Source organism: Pararhizobium qamdonense, assembly GCF_029277445.1.
Lineage (GTDB): Bacteria > Pseudomonadota > Alphaproteobacteria > Rhizobiales > Rhizobiaceae > Pararhizobium > Pararhizobium qamdonense.
On the sequence record NZ_CP119567.1, the window covers coordinates 567,402 to 584,604 of the forward strand.

Annotated in this window: 15 protein-coding genes; 3 read left to right on the plus strand and 12 right to left on the minus strand. The window is 61.1% G+C overall.

What is annotated here, in order from left to right; translation table 11 throughout:
• Window positions 1–5: 5 nt before the first annotated feature.
• Genes PYR65_RS23860 through PYR65_RS23880 form a run of 5 tightly spaced genes read right to left on the minus strand, consistent with a single transcriptional unit; the run spans window position 6 to window position 4,844 of the window.
• Complete coding sequence (locus tag PYR65_RS23860; protein WP_276121239.1) at window positions 6–1,472, minus strand: aldehyde dehydrogenase; 1,467 nt, start codon at window positions 1,470–1,472, stop codon at window positions 6–8.
• Between the two features lie 4 nt (window positions 1,473–1,476).
• Complete coding sequence (locus PYR65_RS23865; RefSeq protein WP_276121240.1) at window positions 1,477–2,514, minus strand: LLM class flavin-dependent oxidoreductase; 1,038 nt, start codon at window positions 2,512–2,514, stop codon at window positions 1,477–1,479.
• Between the two features lie 5 nt (window positions 2,515–2,519).
• Window positions 2,520–3,446 (minus strand): flavin reductase, encoded by a 927-nt coding sequence (locus PYR65_RS23870; protein ID WP_276121241.1) that lies wholly within the window; start codon window positions 3,444–3,446, stop codon window positions 2,520–2,522.
• Window positions 3,443–4,240, minus strand: a complete 798-nt coding sequence (locus PYR65_RS23875) for an alpha/beta fold hydrolase (RefSeq protein WP_276121242.1) — start codon at window positions 4,238–4,240, stop codon at window positions 3,443–3,445. The genes PYR65_RS23870 and PYR65_RS23875 overlap by 4 nt, the downstream gene beginning before the upstream one ends.
• A gap of 1 nt (window position 4,241) precedes the next feature.
• On the minus strand, window positions 4,242–4,844 hold the full coding sequence (locus tag PYR65_RS23880; protein ID WP_276121243.1) for an amino acid synthesis family protein: 603 nt from the start codon (window positions 4,842–4,844) through the stop codon (window positions 4,242–4,244).
• A gap of 101 nt (window positions 4,845–4,945) precedes the next feature.
• Here PYR65_RS23880 and PYR65_RS23885 point away from each other — a divergent pair, with 101 nt between their 5' ends.
• A complete protein-coding gene (locus PYR65_RS23885) occupies window positions 4,946–5,677 on the plus strand; it encodes a GntR family transcriptional regulator (protein WP_276121244.1) in 732 nt (243 codons plus the stop codon).
• Window positions 5,678–5,754: 77 nt separating this feature from the next.
• Here the strand turns inward: PYR65_RS23885 and PYR65_RS23890 are convergent, their stop codons facing one another.
• The 7 genes from PYR65_RS23890 to PYR65_RS23920 form a co-directional block, all read right to left on the minus strand.
• Window positions 5,755–6,534: an SDR family oxidoreductase gene (locus tag PYR65_RS23890; RefSeq protein ID WP_276121245.1), complete on the minus strand. Its 780-nt coding sequence runs from the start codon at window positions 6,532–6,534 to the stop codon at window positions 5,755–5,757.
• Between the two features lie 16 nt (window positions 6,535–6,550).
• Entirely contained in the window at window positions 6,551–7,699 is a 1,149-nt protein-coding gene (dgoD, locus tag PYR65_RS23895) for a galactonate dehydratase (protein WP_060637317.1), read from the minus strand.
• 67 nt (window positions 7,700–7,766) lie between these two features.
• Window positions 7,767–9,395 carry a GMC family oxidoreductase gene (locus tag PYR65_RS23900; protein ID WP_276121246.1) on the minus strand — a complete coding sequence of 543 codons (1,629 nt, stop codon included), beginning with the start codon at window positions 9,393–9,395 and terminating at the stop codon, window positions 7,767–7,769.
• 32 nt (window positions 9,396–9,427) lie between these two features.
• The gene (locus tag PYR65_RS23905) at window positions 9,428–10,330 is read right to left on the minus strand and encodes an aldose 1-epimerase (RefSeq protein WP_276121247.1); all 903 of its coding nucleotides are present in this window, start codon (window positions 10,328–10,330) and stop codon (window positions 9,428–9,430) included.
• A gap of 3 nt (window positions 10,331–10,333) precedes the next feature.
• Window positions 10,334–11,335, minus strand: coding sequence for an ABC transporter permease (locus tag PYR65_RS23910; RefSeq protein ID WP_276121248.1), 1,002 nt, complete (start codon window positions 11,333–11,335; stop codon window positions 10,334–10,336).
• A gap of 13 nt (window positions 11,336–11,348) precedes the next feature.
• Window positions 11,349–12,875: a sugar ABC transporter ATP-binding protein gene (locus PYR65_RS23915; protein WP_276121249.1), complete on the minus strand. Its 1,527-nt coding sequence runs from the start codon at window positions 12,873–12,875 to the stop codon at window positions 11,349–11,351.
• A 121-nt stretch (window positions 12,876–12,996) separates the two neighbouring features.
• Entirely contained in the window at window positions 12,997–13,980 is a 984-nt protein-coding gene (locus PYR65_RS23920; RefSeq protein ID WP_276121250.1) for a substrate-binding domain-containing protein, read from the minus strand.
• A 409-nt stretch (window positions 13,981–14,389) separates the two neighbouring features.
• On the opposite strand from PYR65_RS23920, the gene PYR65_RS23925 reads away from it, so the two are divergent.
• A complete protein-coding gene (locus PYR65_RS23925) occupies window positions 14,390–15,127 on the plus strand; it encodes a FadR/GntR family transcriptional regulator (protein ID WP_060637323.1) in 738 nt (245 codons plus the stop codon).
• A gap of 137 nt (window positions 15,128–15,264) precedes the next feature.
• Complete coding sequence (locus PYR65_RS23930; protein WP_276121805.1) at window positions 15,265–17,136, plus strand: sigma-54-dependent Fis family transcriptional regulator; 1,872 nt, start codon at window positions 15,265–15,267, stop codon at window positions 17,134–17,136.
• The last annotated feature ends 67 nt before the right edge of the window (window positions 17,137–17,203 follow it).

Consider the following 17,203-nt stretch of genomic DNA (forward strand, 5'->3'; position numbering starts at 1 on the left):
GGCCATCACCGCATCACAAAGGGGTCGGGGATCGGATCATCGGACGTGCGCAACCATATGGTCTTGGTGCGGGTGTAACCGAGTGCCGCCGCCATTCCGCCTTCGCGTCCGTCGCCGGAAAGACCGGAACCGCCGAACGGGGCGATCGGCGATACCGCGCGATAGGTGTTGACCCAGACGATGCCGGCACGGATCGACTTCATCAGCCGATGCGCCCGCGTCAGATTTTGCGTAAAAATGCCGGACGCCAATCCGTAGGGCGTGCTGTTGGCCAACGCGACCGCCTCGGCCTCCGTCTCAAAGGACATGACCGAGAGGACCGGACCAAAGAATTCCTGTTCCAGGGACGGCGAGCGCGTTCCGTCGCAATCGAGAATGGTCGGCAGGTAGAAATAGCCGTCCCCTTCAGGCGCCGATCCGCCGGTGACGAGCCTTGCTCCGCTGTCGAGCGAAGCTGCGACCAGCGTTTCGATGTGGCGGCGCTGCCGCGCGGTGGCAAGTGGGCCGACCTCGGTCTCCATCGACAGCGGCGAACCGATGCGGATGGCTTCCGCTTTCGTCTTCAAGATGTCGAGAAACCTGTCCTTGACACTGCGCTCGACAATCAGCCGGGAAGCCGCAACGCAGCTTTGACCGGTTGCCGCGAAAATACCCGCGACCTGCGCATTCGCAGCACTGTCCAGATCGGCATCAGCGAAAACCAGCAGCGGAGACTTGCCGCCCAATTCCAGGGATGTCGATGCAAGGTTGTCTGCAGAACTGCGCACAATATGGCGCGCGGTCTCGGCGCCACCGGTAAAGGCAATATGGGCGACTTTCGGATGCGCTGTCAGCGCCGCGCCGCAGGTGGCGCCAAAACCGGTGATCACGTTGACGACACCGGGCGGGAACCCTGCTTCGTCCACGAGGCGGGCAAATTCCAGCAGCGGCGCCGGGCCATCTTCGGATGCCTTGACGACGATCGTGCATCCCGCTGCAAGGGCCGGACCGATCTTGACCGCAGCCAGAAACAGCTGGCTGTTCCACGGGACGATGGCAGCCACGACCCCAACCGGCTCTCGCCGCAGCCAGACATCCATGTCGGCCTTGTCGATCGGCAGCGAGGAACCTTCGATCTTGTCGGCAAGCCCGGCATAATAGCGGTAATAGTCTGCGACATAGGCAATCTGCGAGGAGGTTTCGCGGATGATCTTGCCGGTGTCGCGGGTTTCAAGCTCCGCCAGTCTCGGCACGCTCGCGGCAATCAGATCGGCAAGCCGGTAGAGGAGCTTGCCGCGCTGTGTCGCCGTCATGCGTGCCCAGCGTCCGCCGCCATAAAGAGCCTGATGCGCCGCCTCGACGGCCTGATCGACATCTGCCTGCCTGCTTTCGGGCATTTCTGCCCAGGCAGCGCCCGTTGCCGGATCGATGCTTTCAAAGCGCGCCTCGCCATTGCCGAACCGGCCATCTATGTAGCATTGGAACTGCTGCATCATCCTACTCCGCAAATGCCGGCATGACATCGGCGATGAAACGCTCGAGCGACGCCTTCTTGCGCTCGAAGCTCATGCCCGTGTCAATCCAGAAGGAATATTCGTCATAGCCCAGTGCCTCATAGGCCTTCAGCCTCGCAATGACATGATCGGCATTGCCGACCACATTGTTGCGCCGCATGACGTCGCCCGAAAGCATGGCATTTGCGGCGATGTCCTCGGCCGAAATACGCTCGATCAGGCCCTGATGGATCGGCTTCTCATTCTTGAACCAGGCAAAGAAATAATTGTAATAAACGCTCATTTCATGAGCGGCCTGCGCGATATCGGGCTCATCCGACCCCACATAGGTGTGCCGCAGCAGCATGATTTTCGGCCGTTCGACGGAAGCGTTCTTGCCGCACGCTTCGTTGAAGCGCGCCATCAGCGTTTCGACTTCATCATCTCCCTGCCAGAGCGGCGTCACCTGCACGTTGCAGCCGTTGGCAACCGCGAATTCGTGCGAATTCGGATCACGCGCCGCGACCCAGATCGGCGGGTGTTGCTGAACCGGCTTCGGCGCCGATGTGGTGGATGGAAACTGATAGAACTCGCCATCATGGGCATAGTCACCCTCCCACAGTTTCTTGACGGCGGGAATGAGTTCGCGCATCCGCTGGCCGGCACCCCAGGCGTCGAGCCCCGGCAGCAGGCGCTCATATTCGAAAGAGTAGGCGCCGCGTGCGATGCCGATATCCAGCCGCCCATCGCAAATGAGATCGGTCATCGCCGCTTCGCCGGCGAGCTTGATCGGGTGCCAGAACGGCGCGATCACCGTGCCCGTGCCGAGCCTGACATTGGTGGTGCGGCGCGCCAGATCGGCGATCGTGATGAAAGGGTTGGGCGCTATGGTGAAATCCATCCCATGATGCTCGCCCGTCCAGATCGCATGCATGCCGCCCTTGTCGGCGATCTCGCAAAGCGCCACGAATTCCTCATAGAGGGTTTTGTGATACTGCTCAGCGTCAAGCCGTTCCATATGAACGAAGAGGGAGAATTTCATCGCGCTCAGGCCTTCCTTGAAACCGGGTGAACTTTGCCGGCTATCTCATTGCCGAAATAAACGCCGAAGTTCCCGATCGAGTTTTCGAGATCAAACCGCCGGACGATATCCGCTGTCGCGGCGCTGTCGAATTTTCCCTGCAGCGCAGCGGCGGGCGCCATGAATTGGCCGGTAGCAGGTTCGCCGGCGCTTGCCGTTGCACGGTAGACAATGTGCTGGCGGTTGTCGGTGCGGCTCTCGTAGACGGAGTAGAGAAATCCGATCGAAATGTTCAGCCCCGTCAGCCGTTCAAGATGGGCGCGCAAGGTCTGGACAGGCTCGCCGCTTTCCATCGCGCAGGCCGGGAGGCTGAGCGTGCCGTTGCCAAGGAAAAGAAGATCACCGTCGCGTTCGATCACCGCGCTCAGCTGTGCCTCCCCCTCCGCTGCTGCGGATACGGCCTTGCCGGCCAATGCGGGGGTGAAATAACTGCCGCGAACATAGCCAAGACCGTTTTTACCGCTGTTGTCGAAGGCCCCAACCCGGCCGGTCATGATGACGTGATCGCCCGCGTCCAGAACCTGCTCCGTTAAACAATCGAACCAGGCCGCGACATCGGCAAAGATCGGCGATCCCTCTGGCCCGGGTTTCCATTCGACGGCAGCGAAGCGATCTTCGACCGGACGTGCAAATGTGTTGGAAACGTCCTTCTGGGTTTCCGACAGGATGTTCACGGCAAATTTTCCCGCCTTCGTCATCGTCTCGAAATTCCGCGACGTTTTTGCCAGACAGACAAGCAGCAGCGGCGGATCGAGAGAAACGGAGGTAAAGGAATTGGCGGTAAAGCCGACCGGAAGGCCCGACGCATCATGCGTGGTCACCACCGTCACGCCGGTTGGAAAAGCGCCGAACGCGTCACGCAACGCGCGTGCATCGAAACTCGTCTCGCTCATCGTGTTTCCTCCGGTTTCGCCAGCCAGTTCGCAAGGATCGTGTTGACCTCATCGGGTGCGGTCAGATTGACCATATGCCTGTGGCCCGCAATCAGCACAGCGTAACCATGAGGCGCTGCATCCGCCATTGCCTGCGCCATCGCCGGCGTCGAGTTGGGGTCGTCTGCGCCCGTCAGAAACAGCGCCGGGCAACGCACCTTTTGCCAGCCATCCGCATAGGTGGCATCTCCACCGGCAAAGGCTGCATAGGCCGTGGCATAGGCGGCGCGATCGACGGAGGACAGCCAGCGGCGGGTCAACCGGTAGACCTCGCTCCCTTGAGCGTCTGCACCGAACCAGCGCAGCAATGGTCCATCGATATCAACCTCTCCATCATGGATTTTGCCGGCTCTTTCCATGACTGCGGTGCGCGCTAGCGGATCCCGGCGATAGACCGCGTTCAAAAGAGCGACACGGGAGATCCTGTTTCCGAATGTCGCCGCAGCACCGCCGGCAATCAGCGCGCCCATCGAATGTCCTGCGACATTGGCACGATCAAGCGCGAGGTCGTCGAGGAAAAGGCCAAGCCAGTCAACAAACGCTTGGAGGCCCGACCCTTCCGGCAAGGCCCGGCTTTCGCCATGGCCCGGCATATCGACTGAAATCACCCGGTGCGATCTCCTGAGCGTAGCCATTTGCGGCGCCCAGGCTTCCAGCCGCATGCCGACCCCATGGATCAGCACCAGCGGCTCGCCGGAACCCTGCTCCACGTAGGCCGTGCCGTTTTTCGTATGGGATCGCCGGGCCGTGTCCATATCAGACAGCTGCCGGATTGGTGGCGTCGTTGCCGAGATCCTTCAGATCCTGGTAGCGGTCGCCGATACGATGATGCGGGCGGCCACCGACCGACGCGCCAAGGGCCACGAGAATTTCATTGGCTGCCGGCGCATCGCCGACCGACGTCTGGATGGTGAGATAATGCGAGCGCCGCCCTTCGTCGTTCTTGTCCATCAGCGGGATCATGACCGGCGCATTGGCAGGGCCGCGCGTGTTGCAGAAGGCAAGATAGGATTTCGCGCCGACGGCACTGCGGTAGTGATTGCCGAAACGCAGGGTATGGATGAGGGCGGAGGCATGTTCGAGCTCGCCATCGAGCCCGACGACCGCAGCCTTGCCATAGGCTTCGACGTCATCGCCCGAGCCGACAGCATCGATGATCATCCGCGTCAGGAGTTCGCCGAGCACCGGCGCCGTTCTATGAATCTCCGGCTTCAGGTCCTCCACAAAGCCTTTGCCCGCCCAGGGGTTCTTCACCACGGCGATGGCCGTATATAGCTTAAGTGGCGTTGCGGCGACCTTGCCTCCCTCGATCAGCACGGTTTCAACCTGTAACAGGGTCTTGCGAATTTCGATGGTCAAGGCCATTTTCCTTCAAAGCGTCGATATATCATATGATGGTATACCATAAGACGACGTGTCAAGTCTTGTTCTGAATCATTTCAGCGGCTATGAAGGAAAGCATGAGCCAGAACCTGTTTGCCCAAGCCGCCGCCCCTGCCCCAAACCTGGAATCGTTACGGATCGACACGCCGCCGGTCACCCTGCGGGAAATGGCGCTTGAGCGGTTGCGCAACGCCATCATCGCCGGGCTTTTCAGCCCGGGGCAGCGCCTGGTCGAGCGCACCCTGTGCGATCAGCTCGGCGTATCGCGCTCGGTCATCCGGGAAGTGCTGCGCCATCTGGAAACCGAGGGCCTTATCGAAACGGCGCCGAAACAGGGACCCATTGTCGCCCTCATCGATTGGCATCAGGCCCGGCAGATCTATGATGTCCGCATTGCACTGGAAACGACCGCCGTTGCCGACTGCGCCCGCAACGCGACATCCGCCACCAAGGAAAAGCTGAAAGCGGTGCTGAAAGATCTCGACCGCAACTCCCGCAAGAACGACCCTTTGACGATCCTCGCTGCAACCACGCAATTCTATGAGACGATCTTCCTGTCGGGCGGCCACGAAATCGCATGGGATATCGTCAAGCGCCTCAACAGCCGGATTTCCCGTCTGCGCGTGATGACGCTGGCCACAACCAACCGCACCGTATCGGGTCCTGCGCGCATGCGGGAAATCTTTAATGCAATTGAACGAAATGATCCCAACGCCGCCGATGCCGCCTGCCGCGCGCATATTTCCGAGGCAGCGGAAATAGCGCGAACTCTGCTGGAATCGGAAGGACGGCATGACGGCGGACGGTAATGCCGCGTAAGCGGGCACTTAGTCCGGTGCAGCCGGGCGCAATCAGCGATTATAGGCCCGCGCCAATTTCACCGGTCTCAGGCTCCGTGCTGCTGGACGCTCAGGCCGCCATCGATGGTCAGGCAGGTCGCATTCATGAACGGGCACTCGTCGGAAATCATGAAAACGGCGGCAAGCGCAATTTCCTCCGGTGACGCGATACGGCCGCCGGGGTGCAGTTTCATCGTCTGCGCCTTCGCCGCGACCGGGTCAGGAAAGCTGTTCCAGTAATCGATGACCTTCTGTGTGGAAACATAGCCCGGTGCCAGCGCGTTCACGCGCACGCCCTTATCGGCATATTCGAGACCGAGCGACCGGGTCATGCCGAGCAGCGCGTGCTTGGCAAGCGGATAGGGGAACGTGTGCGGGATGATGGTGAAGGCATGGGTGGACGCGATGTTGAGCACCACCCCGCCGCCGGCCGCAATGATACCGGGCAGCACCGCCTTGGTACAATTCCAGGCGCCCTTAAGGTTGATGTCGAAACAGCGCTGCCATTCCGCGTCGCTGGTTTCCAGCGGCTCATGAAAGACATTGACGCCCGCATTGTTGATCAGCGCGTTGACCGGGCCGATGTCTGTGGCTGCACGCTCGACGGCATTGCCGATCGCGGCGGCATCGGTAATGCTTGCGCCTAAAAAACCGAGCACGGCACCAGTGAACTTCAGGGCGGACGCTTCCTTCCCGAGGAGGTCTTCATCCATATCAATCAGGAACAGGCGCGCCCCTTCGGCCGCGCACGCCTTGGCGATGGCAAGGCCGATGCCCTGCGCAGCACCGGTGATCATGATCCGCTTGCCCTTGAGACGGTCCGTCATGGTCAAGTCTCCTGTTTCACCACTCTGCAAAACTGCCGTCTTCATGACGCCAGATCGGGTTGCGCCAGCGATGGCCTTCCTTGGCGCGCTCGATCACGTAGGCCTCATCGACCTCGATGCCAAGCCCTGGCCCCTGCGGGATACTGACGAAACCGTCGGCGTACTGGAAGACGTCCTTGTTGGAGATGTAATCGAGGATATCGTTGCTCTTGTTGTAGTGGATGCCGAGGCTCTGCTCCTGAATGAAGGCGTTGTAGCTGACGGCATCGATCTGCAGGCAGGCGGCAAGGGCGATCGGCCCCAGGGGGCAATGAGGGGCGAGCGCCACGTCATAGGCTTCCGCCATGGCCGCGATCTTGCGGCATTCGGTAATGCCGCCGGCATGGGAAAGATCGGGCTGGATGATATCGACAAAGCCGTCGGAAAGGACCTGCTTGAAATCCCAGCGCGAATAGAGCCGCTCACCGAGCGCGATCGGTGTTCCCGTATGATTGACGATGTCGCGAAGCGCTTCCTTGTTTTCCGACAGAACCGGCTCTTCGATGAACATCAGCTTGTAGGGATCGAGTTCCTTGGCGAGCACCTTGGCCATCGGCTTGTGCACACGGCCGTGAAAATCGACGCCTATGCCAATGTAGGGACCGACCGCCTCGCGGATGGTGGCGATAGTCTGGACTGCCTTATCGACCTTCTCCCAGCTATCGACGATCTGCATTTCCTCGCAGCCGTTGAGCTTGATCGCCTTGAAACCGCGAGCGACGACATCGCGGGCATTGTTGGCGACGTCAGCGGGACGATCGCCGCCGATCCAGGAATAGACCTTGATCCTGTCGCGTACCTGCCCGCCCAGCAACGAATGGATGGGTGCCCCGAGCGCCTTGCCCTTGATGTCCCAGAGCGCCTGGTCGATGCCGGAAATGGCGCTCATATGGATGGCGCCGCCGCGATAGAACCCGCCGCGATACAGGACGTTCCAGTGATCCTCGATCAGGAACGGATCTTTTCCGATCAGGTAATCTTCCAGTTCGTGGACGGCAGCCTGCACCGTCAGCGCCCTGCCCTCGACCACCGGTTCGCCCCAGCCGGAAACACCTTCATCCGTCTCGATCTTCAGGAACAACCAGCGTGGCGGAACGATGTAGGTGGTGAGCTTGGTGATTTTCATCGGGTCATGCCTTCTTGCTGAACGCAAACGGGATTGAGATGAAGCGGGGACCGGACATTCAGGAGGCCTACGCAAGAATGAGATCGGCGGCCTTTGCGGCAGCGCCGAGAACGGCAGCATTGGTGTTGCCGCTGACGATGGTGGGCATAATCGAGGCATCGATGACACGCAGCCGATCGACGCCGCGAACTTTCAGGTCCGGTGTCAAAACGGCTTGCGGATCCCGGTCGTGCCCCATTCTGCAGGTGCCGACGGGATGGTAACCGGTCTTGACCGTGCGGCGGCAATGATCGGCGATCGCCTCGTCACTCGTCACGTCGATGCCGGGGAAGATTTCCTTGTCGATCAGTTCCCGCATCGGCGACGCCGCAAGAACCGTGCGGGCAAAGCGGAAGCTGGCGATCGTCAGACGCAGATCGTCCGGATGCGTGAAGATTTGCGTATCGACGATGGGATTGGCAAACGGGTCAGTCGAGGCAAGCGTGACGCTTCCGCGCGCCTTGGGTCTCAAGAGCAGCGAATTGATGGTAACGCCATCCCCGGGATCGGTGCCCATCACATCCCGGTCGAGATAGACGGTCGGCACGCAGAACATCTGGATCGTCGGTTCCGCATTGTTGCCGTCGGGATCATAGAAGGCGCATGTTTCCACGCCGGTGGTGGTCGCAGGGCCGGATTTGAACAGCAGATATTGAAGCCCGGCCTTGATCATCGGCCAGCCGCGATCCGCCCCATAGTAGCCGAACGAACCCTTGGTCGTCGCGACCACCGGGCACTCGTAGTGATCCTGCAGGTTGCGGCCGACGCCGGAGAGCGAAACCGCCGTCTGAATGCCGTGACGGGAAAGCTCATCTTCCGGGCCGATGCCGGCGAGCATGAGGATTTTCGGCGTCTGATAGGCTCCTGCCGCCAGAATGACTTCGACGCCGGCGGTAGCGGTCTTCTTCGAGCCATTCTGCATGTAATCGACGCCGGCAGCTCTGCCATTTTCCAGAACGAGGCGCGTGACGGTCGCCCCGGTTTCGATCGTCAGCAGCGGATCGTTCATCACGGGAGCGAGAAACGCATCGACCGCGCTGCAGCGGCGGCGGGTCTGCCAGTCGATCGTATGCTGCATGAAGCCGACGCCGAACTGTCCGGCGCCGTTGAAATCCGGATTATACGGAATGCCCATGCCCTGCAGGGTTTTGACATAGGTGCGCGTCATCGGGCTGGTATGGCCAAGATCGGAAATCTTCAGCGGTCCGCCAACGCCGTGGAATTCGCCGCCGAGATGATCGTTGTCTTCCTGCGCCTTGAAATAGGGCAGGATATCCCGGTACGACCAGGCGCCATCATTGTTTGTCCCCGGCTCGGTCACCGCCTCGTTCCAGCGACCATAATCGGCCGCCTGTCCGCGCATGTAGACCATGGCATTGACCGTGCTGCCGCCGCCCAGGACCTTGCCCTGCGGCACGATCGGACCCCGGCCGTTCAGCTGTTCCTGCGGCTTGGTCTGATGCATGGACAGATAGGTGTCCTTGGCGAGAAACTTCATGTAGCCCGCCGGAAAATGCATGATCGGATTGGCCTTGCGGGGGCCCCGCTCCAGCATCAGAACACGCGCCTTGCCATCGCGCACGAGACGCGCGGCAACGACGCAGGCCGAACTGCCGCCGCCCACGATGATATAGTCGTATGCCGTCCCCTGGGACATGTCCTGCTCTCCAACCGCGCTGGCGGTAAATGCTACTGTTCTGCCCAGGCAGACGGCTTCATGTGGATGCTGCCCGCAAGCGTTTCTCCGGGTTCAAGCACCTTCAGATCGCCGAGACCCGTCATGTTGTGGCCGTCTGCCAGATGCGACATCGGTTCGAAACAGAAATAGTCCCGCTGGAAAGCCGGATCGAAGCTGGTGTCGGACACGAAGACGAAAGCGTGGCGAAACAACGGATCCGCCGTCAGGGAAAGCCGCGCCTGCCGCTCCGGCCAGACAATCTGCGCCTCGCCGCACCAATCCTCAAAGCCATTGTTGACCCAGCGATGGGGCAGACTGCGCGGATCGCTGAAATCGACATCCAGCGGAATGTCCGTCGCCTCGCCCGGCAGCCAGCCGTCCACTTCCGTCCAGTATTTTCGCGCCGGCGCAAGCAGCGTCGTCTTTGGCGTCATTGGAAAATAAGGATGCCAGCCAAGCCCAAAAGGAAGCGCGTTTTCCCCCGTATTGGTGACCGATAGGGTCAGCTTGAAGCCGTCCTCCTGCAGCACGAAACGCTGGGATGCCGCATAGCTATAGGGTGTTATCTCGCCGGCCGCATGATGAAACGAAAGATCGAGCGACCCGGCCGTCTCTTGCGCGACAGTCCACTCCGCCTGCCAGCCTTCGCCATGCAGATAATGCCTGTCCCAATCGGTATTGGCCTGGAAACGATAGTCGCGGCCGCGAAAGCTGAACCGGTTGTCCCGGACACGATTGCCAAACGGCACCAGCGGATAGCAGCCGGACGCCAAGGCATCGGCGTCGTCACCGGGCGCTTCGCGCAAAAGCGGCAACCGGACTTCATCGCGCTCCCACCAGAAGCCGAGCACGATGCCACCCTTGGTGGATATGCGGGCCGAAAGATTTCCATTGCTGAGATGAACGGCAGTCACGGCCTACCCCTTGTTGCGGGCCGCGCCGCGCTTGATCGCCTGAATATTGGCAAGAACCGCGATGACGATGATCAGGCCGCGCACCACCTGCTGGAAGAACGGATTGATCCCGAGAAGCACGAGGCCGTTGCCGATGAGGGTGATGACCAGCACGCCGAGCAAGGTGCCGAGCATGGAACCGCGCCCACCCGAAAGGGCCGTACCACCAACAACGACCGCAGCGATGACGTCAAATTCCAGGCCGCTTGCAGCCGTCGCATTGCCGGAGCCCAGCCGCGAGAGAAGAAGGATGCCGGACACGGCCGCCATGGCACCGGCGATGGCAAACAGGGCGACGCGAATGCGCGAAACATTGATGCCAGAGAGAAAGGCCGCGTGCGGGTTGCCGCCAATGGCAAAGACGGAGCGTCCGAAGGCCGTCTTGCGGCTGACGAAGGCAAAGACGGCAAACAGCACCAGCATGATGATGGCAGCGGGAGGAACGCCCAGAACCGGACGGTCGAGCATATCGACGATATCGTTGCGTCCGATCGAGACCGGCAACGCATCGGTGACGAACAGTGCCGTACCGCGCAACGCGCTCCACAGGCCAAGCGTGCCGACAAAGGACGGCACATCGAAATAGGCACGCAAGATGCCGGCGATGGATGCAAGTGCGGCGCCAATGGCGATCGCGAACACGAAGGCGACCGGTGTGGGAACGCCCCATTGCAGGAGATAGGCCAGCGCCACGGAAATGAAGGCTACCATCGGGCCGACGCTGACGTCGATTTCACCGGAAATGATGATCAGCGTCGCCGCCCAGGCGGCAATGCCGATCGTTGCCGCATCGCGCAGGATGTTGATCTGGTTGTTGAACGTCATGAAGCCGCCAGCAGTGGCGGTAAAGACGATGTAAAGCACGGCGATCGCAACGAAGAGGCTGATTTCGTTCATGTGCTGCGAGAACCCACCGCGCCGGCGCTCAGCGGATGCGGGCGTCTTGGCTGCCTGTTCCAGGGACATTGCGTATTCTCCGTCAGTGACCGGCGATGCAGGCTGCCATGACGGCATCCTGATCGATATCGGGGGATGTGAATTCTTCCTTCAGCGTGCCTTCGCGCAGGACCACGACGCGGTCGCAGACAAGCGGCAGCTCCTCGATCTCGCTGGAGACGAAGATGATGCTGCGGCCTTCGGCGGCAAGCTGGCGGATGATGGCATAGATCTGGGCCTTCGCCTCGACATCGACGCCGCGCGTCGGCTCGTCAAGCAGAAGGATGCGGCTATCGGCATGCACCCAGCGGCCGATGACGACCTTTTGCTGGTTGCCGCCCGATAAGGTTCCGATCGGCGTATCGGTCTCAGCAGTTTTGACATGAAGCCGCTCGATGACCCTGCGCGTCGCCTGCGCCATCCGGCGCGCCGACAGGACACCGTAGGAACTGACGCTCGCAAAATCGGTCGAGACCGTATTTTCATCGACACCGAGAAGCGGCACGATGCCTTCTTCCTTGCGGCTTTCCGGCGTGTAGCCGAAACCGGCGTCCAGCATGCGCCGGTATTTTGGCCGGCCGGCGGTTTTTCCATCCACCGAGACCGTGCCGCGATCAAAGGCACGCACACCCATGATCGATTGCAGCAACTCCGTGCGGCCGGAGCCCAGAAGGCCGGCAATGCCAAGCACCTCGCCCTGGCGCAGCTTGAAGGATATCGAGGAGAGTTTCGGCTCCAGCGCCAGACCGGTCACTTCCAAAACGACCTTTTCGCGCGATTTCGTTTCGAGCACGGCGGCCTGCGCCGCCTCCGAGCCGAGCATCAACCGGACGATGTCGCGCGTATCGGCGCCGGCCACGTCAACCGTGTCAATGATCCTGCCATCGCGCATGACGGTTGCCGATTGCGAAATCCGGCGGATCTCGTTCATCCGGTGGCTGACATAGATGACGGCAATACCTTCGCTGGCGATGCGCTTGACGGCGGTCATCACCTTTTCGGCCTCCGCTGCGGCAAGCGAGCTGGTCGGCTCGTCGAGGATCACCAGTTTCGGCTTGCCGAGCAGCACCCGGGCGATTTCAAGCAGCTGGCGCTCGGCGGGGCTCAGACCAGTCACCAGCCGGGACGGCGGCAGGTCGAGGCCAAGGCGTGCCATCGCCTCCTGCGCTTGCGCTTCCATGTCGGAATAGCTGAGAATGCCGGCCTTGCGCGGCCAGCGGCCGAGAAAGAGATTTTCCGCCAGCGTCATGCCGGGTACGAGCGAGAGTTCCTGATAAACGACGCGCACGCCCTTGGCGAAGGATTCCTGCGCCCGGGCCGAGCCGGATTGGGTCAATTCCTCGCCATCGATACGCACCGTTCCGGTGTCAGGCACTTCAGCGCCGGTCAGCATGCGGATCAGCGTGGATTTTCCAGCGCCATTCTTGCCAAGCAGCGCGCGCACTTCGCCCGCAGCAACATCGAATGTAGCGTTGTCGAGTGCCAAAACGCCGGGATAGCGTTTGGTACAACCTTCAATCGAGGCGATGACAGTCCGGTCAGGGCTCGGGCTCGGGGCAGAATGGATCATGACGAAGCCTGTTTCGGAGTTGATGCGCCATCATGGCGTGGTCCGGCAGGGCAAACGGAGAATGTTCGCCCTCCCGGTCGGGTCAAGTGCGCCACCCAAGGACTGGCGCAGCCTTAAGAGATCACGGAATGCCGTCGGAATGGGCTTCGAGCCAGGCCTTGGCCGATTCCGTCGAGTTATACAGGTCGATATCGTAGGGCACCTTGATGTCTGCAGGTGCCTGACCATCGATCGACTTGATCGCCTGCGCCAGGGCCAGCTTGCCCAGGCCCTGACCGGAAATATCGACAACGGCCTTGATGACAGTGAAATCGACCAGTTCCTGGGCGATTTCCGTGGTCATGTCGCCGCCGAACACCACGGTCTTCCCGACACGGCCCTGGCTTTTGACGGCACGGGCAGCCCCGAGCGTCGCACCACCCGCTTCACCGAAGAAGGCGTCGAGATCCGGATTGGAGGACAGCATGGTCGCAGCGACGGAAACAGCCTTGTCGAGCGTGGCACCTTCCTGGTTGGCAACGATCTGGGCACCCGGCACCTTGGCCAAAAGCGCTTCTTCAAAACCCTTGCGGCGCGTGACGCAGACTTCGACGAATTCACAATTGAGAACGGCGATCTTCGGCGCATCCTTCTTTTCGGCGATGAAATAGTCGGCCGCAGCATCCCCCAGCTTAAAGCCGAAATCATGGGGATCGCCGATGGCATAGGCGGATACGAACTCTTTCATGTCCTTTTCGCCGAGGCAGGTGTTGTAGCAGACAACCGGAATGCCGGCATCATGCGCGCGCTGGATGGCGCGGTAGGACCCATCGGCAGACACGGGCGAAACGATGATCGCCTGGACACCGGCCGAGATCAGCGAATCGATGAAGGACGATTCCTTGCTGACATCGCCCTGCGCGTTGGTTTCGATGATGTCGAGTTTGCGGCCGGCATCGGCGGCTCCGGTCTGGATACCCTTGCGGACACCGGCATAAAAGCCCTGCGCATCCATATAGATCGCGCCGACCTTCAAATCCTTGTCCTGCGCCGAAGATGGACCGGCGGCAGCACCAACGGCCAGCATCGTCATCGCCGTCAAAGCGGCTATTCTCATGAGCTTCATGTTGCTCCTCCCAAATGAAATCGAATTTCGTGATGCGCGACCGACCGGCTGCGATCCCGCACCTCCGGCGGAACGGTTCCAAAATAATGTTCATCATATCATTGTCAATATAAATAGGATTTATTTTTGAAGGATCGTTACAGCTTTTGGGATACGATCATTGCCTCGACGCATCGTCATTTTCGCAATCCTAGATATATCAGTGGCTTGACCGCAAAATAGCGCATGGATTTTATCGTTGGTGGATATGTCAGCCTTCTTGATATAAATAGTATTTATTCTATGCTGGTTGGCAATCGGGATGAATCGCGATGCGTATCCGACCGTTCGAAGCTGGCGGATCACCATCTTCGTGACCGCAAGGGCAATGCAGGGAGGATAGAGATTGACTGTTGGCAGAACGAGGGGAATGACGACCGCCGAAGGTCTCCCGATCGCCGAAAGCGGCAAGCGCAGCGTTCGCGAAGCGCTTCTCCAGCAGCTGATCGATAAAATCATCTCCGGCGAAATGGCCGAGGGATCGACTCTTCCCAATGAGGCCGAGCTGACGGACCGGTTCGGCGTCAGCCGCACGACACTGCGCGAAGCCATGCAACATCTTTCGGCACTGGGGATGATCCGCTCGCGCACGCGGGCCGGCACGACCATCCTGCCGCGGGAGAATTGGAACTATCTCGACCCGCTGGTGCTCGATGCCACCTTGAAATTCGGCACGGATGATCGCTTTTATACATCGCTGATCGATGCCCGCCTGCTCCTGGAGCCGGCCGCCGCCGCACAGGCAGCCTCCAATGCAACCGCACGGCAGCTGTTCCAGATTTCCAAGTCCTTTGAGGACATGGTCGAGGCCAATGCGCGCGACACCGAAGCCTGGAGCCGCGCGGATCTCGAATTTCACACCGCCATCATCAATGCCAGCGGCAATTGGGTCTACCGCCAGTTCGCCACCGCGATCCGGGCCGCATTGCTTGCCAGTTTCCGGCTGACCAACCGCGCCAGCCAGTCGCACGAGCAGGCAATCCTGAAACATCAGGAAGTCCTGGAAGCCATCCGGATGCGTCAGCCGGACGTGGCGCGCCACGCCATGGAAAAGCTGATCGGCGTTGCGCGCAGCGAGATTGCGGAGGCCCTGCGCAACCGTTCCTGATCGCGTGGAGCGAAAGTCATCCGCCGCCTTCATATACCCAGCATCACCGCTGCAGCGATCACTTCGGGTGATAGGCCGATCATCACGATTGTGAGCCGGGCCTGAATATGCGACCATCCGGCCGGGAGGATGGCTTGATGGTATCGACGCTGTCGCACATACGAGAGATCGAGCGCGTCGGCATGGGCGCCGTCAGCCCACGCGATACGCCGGTCATCCAGTCCTGGCTGCGCTGCCTCAACGATTACAAGCTGGATCCGACGATCGCGCAGGAAGCCTATATCGTTCCGGAGTTCAAGCTGCGCGAACATCGCGAGCAGGCCGAAGAGCTGATCCGCATCGGCCGTTCCGGCCTTGAAGCCCTGTTCACGCAGATCGCCGGGCAGAATTACGTGTTGCTTTTGTCGGATGGGCGCGGCGTCACCGTCGATTTCATGGGCGACCCGACCTTTGACAATCAGTTGCGCAAGGCAGGCCTCTATCTCGGCTCGGAATGGTCGGAGAACCGCGCCGGTACATGTGCGGTTGGCGCCTGTATCGTCTCCGGAGAGCCCGTCATCATTCATCAGGACGACCATTTCGATACCAGCCATATCGGGCTCACCTGCACGGCCGCCCCCGTCTACGATACACTGGGGGACTTGACCGCCGTGCTCGATATTTCGCAGTTGCGCTCGCCGACGGCGAAGGCCAGCCAGCAACTGGCGCTGCATCTGGTCGCCTCGACGGCGCGGCGCATCGAGCTTGCCAACCTGATGACCCGCACGCGCAATGACTGGGTTCTGCGCCTTGCCCGCTCGCCGGAATTCCTCGATGTCGATCCTGATGCGGCGATCGCGCTCGACGGTAGCGGCCGCATCACCGGCCTGACGCATGGCGGCTTCGGGGCGCTCGCCCGCTCCATGAACATGCGCGGCCTTGCAACACGCGATTTCCTCGGCCAGCCAATTTCGGAGATCTTCGATATCGATATCGACGATCTGCCGAGGTTCATGCGCGGCCGGCCGAATGGCGAACGGCTGCTGCGGGCGCGCAACGGGCTCGTCCTGTTTGCCAGCGCGATTGCCCCTGCCGTTAACATCCGCGCGCCGAAAGTGCCGGAGCCGCGCCTGCCGCGGGCGTTGCGGGACCTCAGCAATGGTGACGCCGCCATGGAACGGCTGCAGATCCGTGCCGCCAAGCTGGCAGCGCGCGACATCCCCATTCTCATCCAGGGCGAGACAGGCAGCGGCAAGGAATATCTGGCGCGGGCCATCCACGACAGCTGTGGCGGCAACGGCAATTTCGTCGCCGTCAACTGCGCGGCAATTCCCGAGCACCTGATCGAGTCGGAGCTGTTCGGCTATGCATCCGGCGCTTTCACCGGGGCCAGCCAGAAAGGCAAACGTGGCCTCATCGAAGAGGCGAGCGGCGGCACGCTGTTTCTCGACGAGATCGGCGACATGCCGCTTGGCCTGCAGAGCCGGCTGTTGCGCGTCCTGTCGGAAAACGAAATACAGGCAATTGGCGCCTTGAAGTCAAAGCCGGTCCGCCTTCGGGTCCTGTCGGCCTCCCACCGCGATCTCACCGATCTGGTCAAGGACGGCCGCTTCCGCCAGGACCTCTACTACCGCCTGAACGCAGCCACCGTATCCCTGCCGGCATTGCGCGAACGCGAGGATCTCGGCTGGCTGATCGACCAAATGCTTAGGCGCATCGAGAAGGAAAACGGCGCGTCCTACCGGATCGACACGGCAGCGCGGGCGGCCTTGCTTGCGCATGACTGGCCGGGAAACCTGCGCGAGCTCTCCAACGTGCTGCGCGTGGCAGCCGCGCTCTCGGAGGATGGCGTTCTCGATCTCGCTTGCCTGCCCGACCATCTCTTTGCCGGGGATGCGACGGTGGCGTCCGGCTTAGACGATGACCTGCGCCAGGCGCTGCGCGATTGCGGCGATAACGTCTCGGCGCTGGCACGAAAACTCGGTGTCAACCGCTCCACCATCCACCGGCGCCTCAACCGGCTGAACTGATGCAACGGCTGCAACACCTGTTGCGTCCGGCGCAACGCCTGTTGCGCTGGCCTGTTGCATCCTCTCG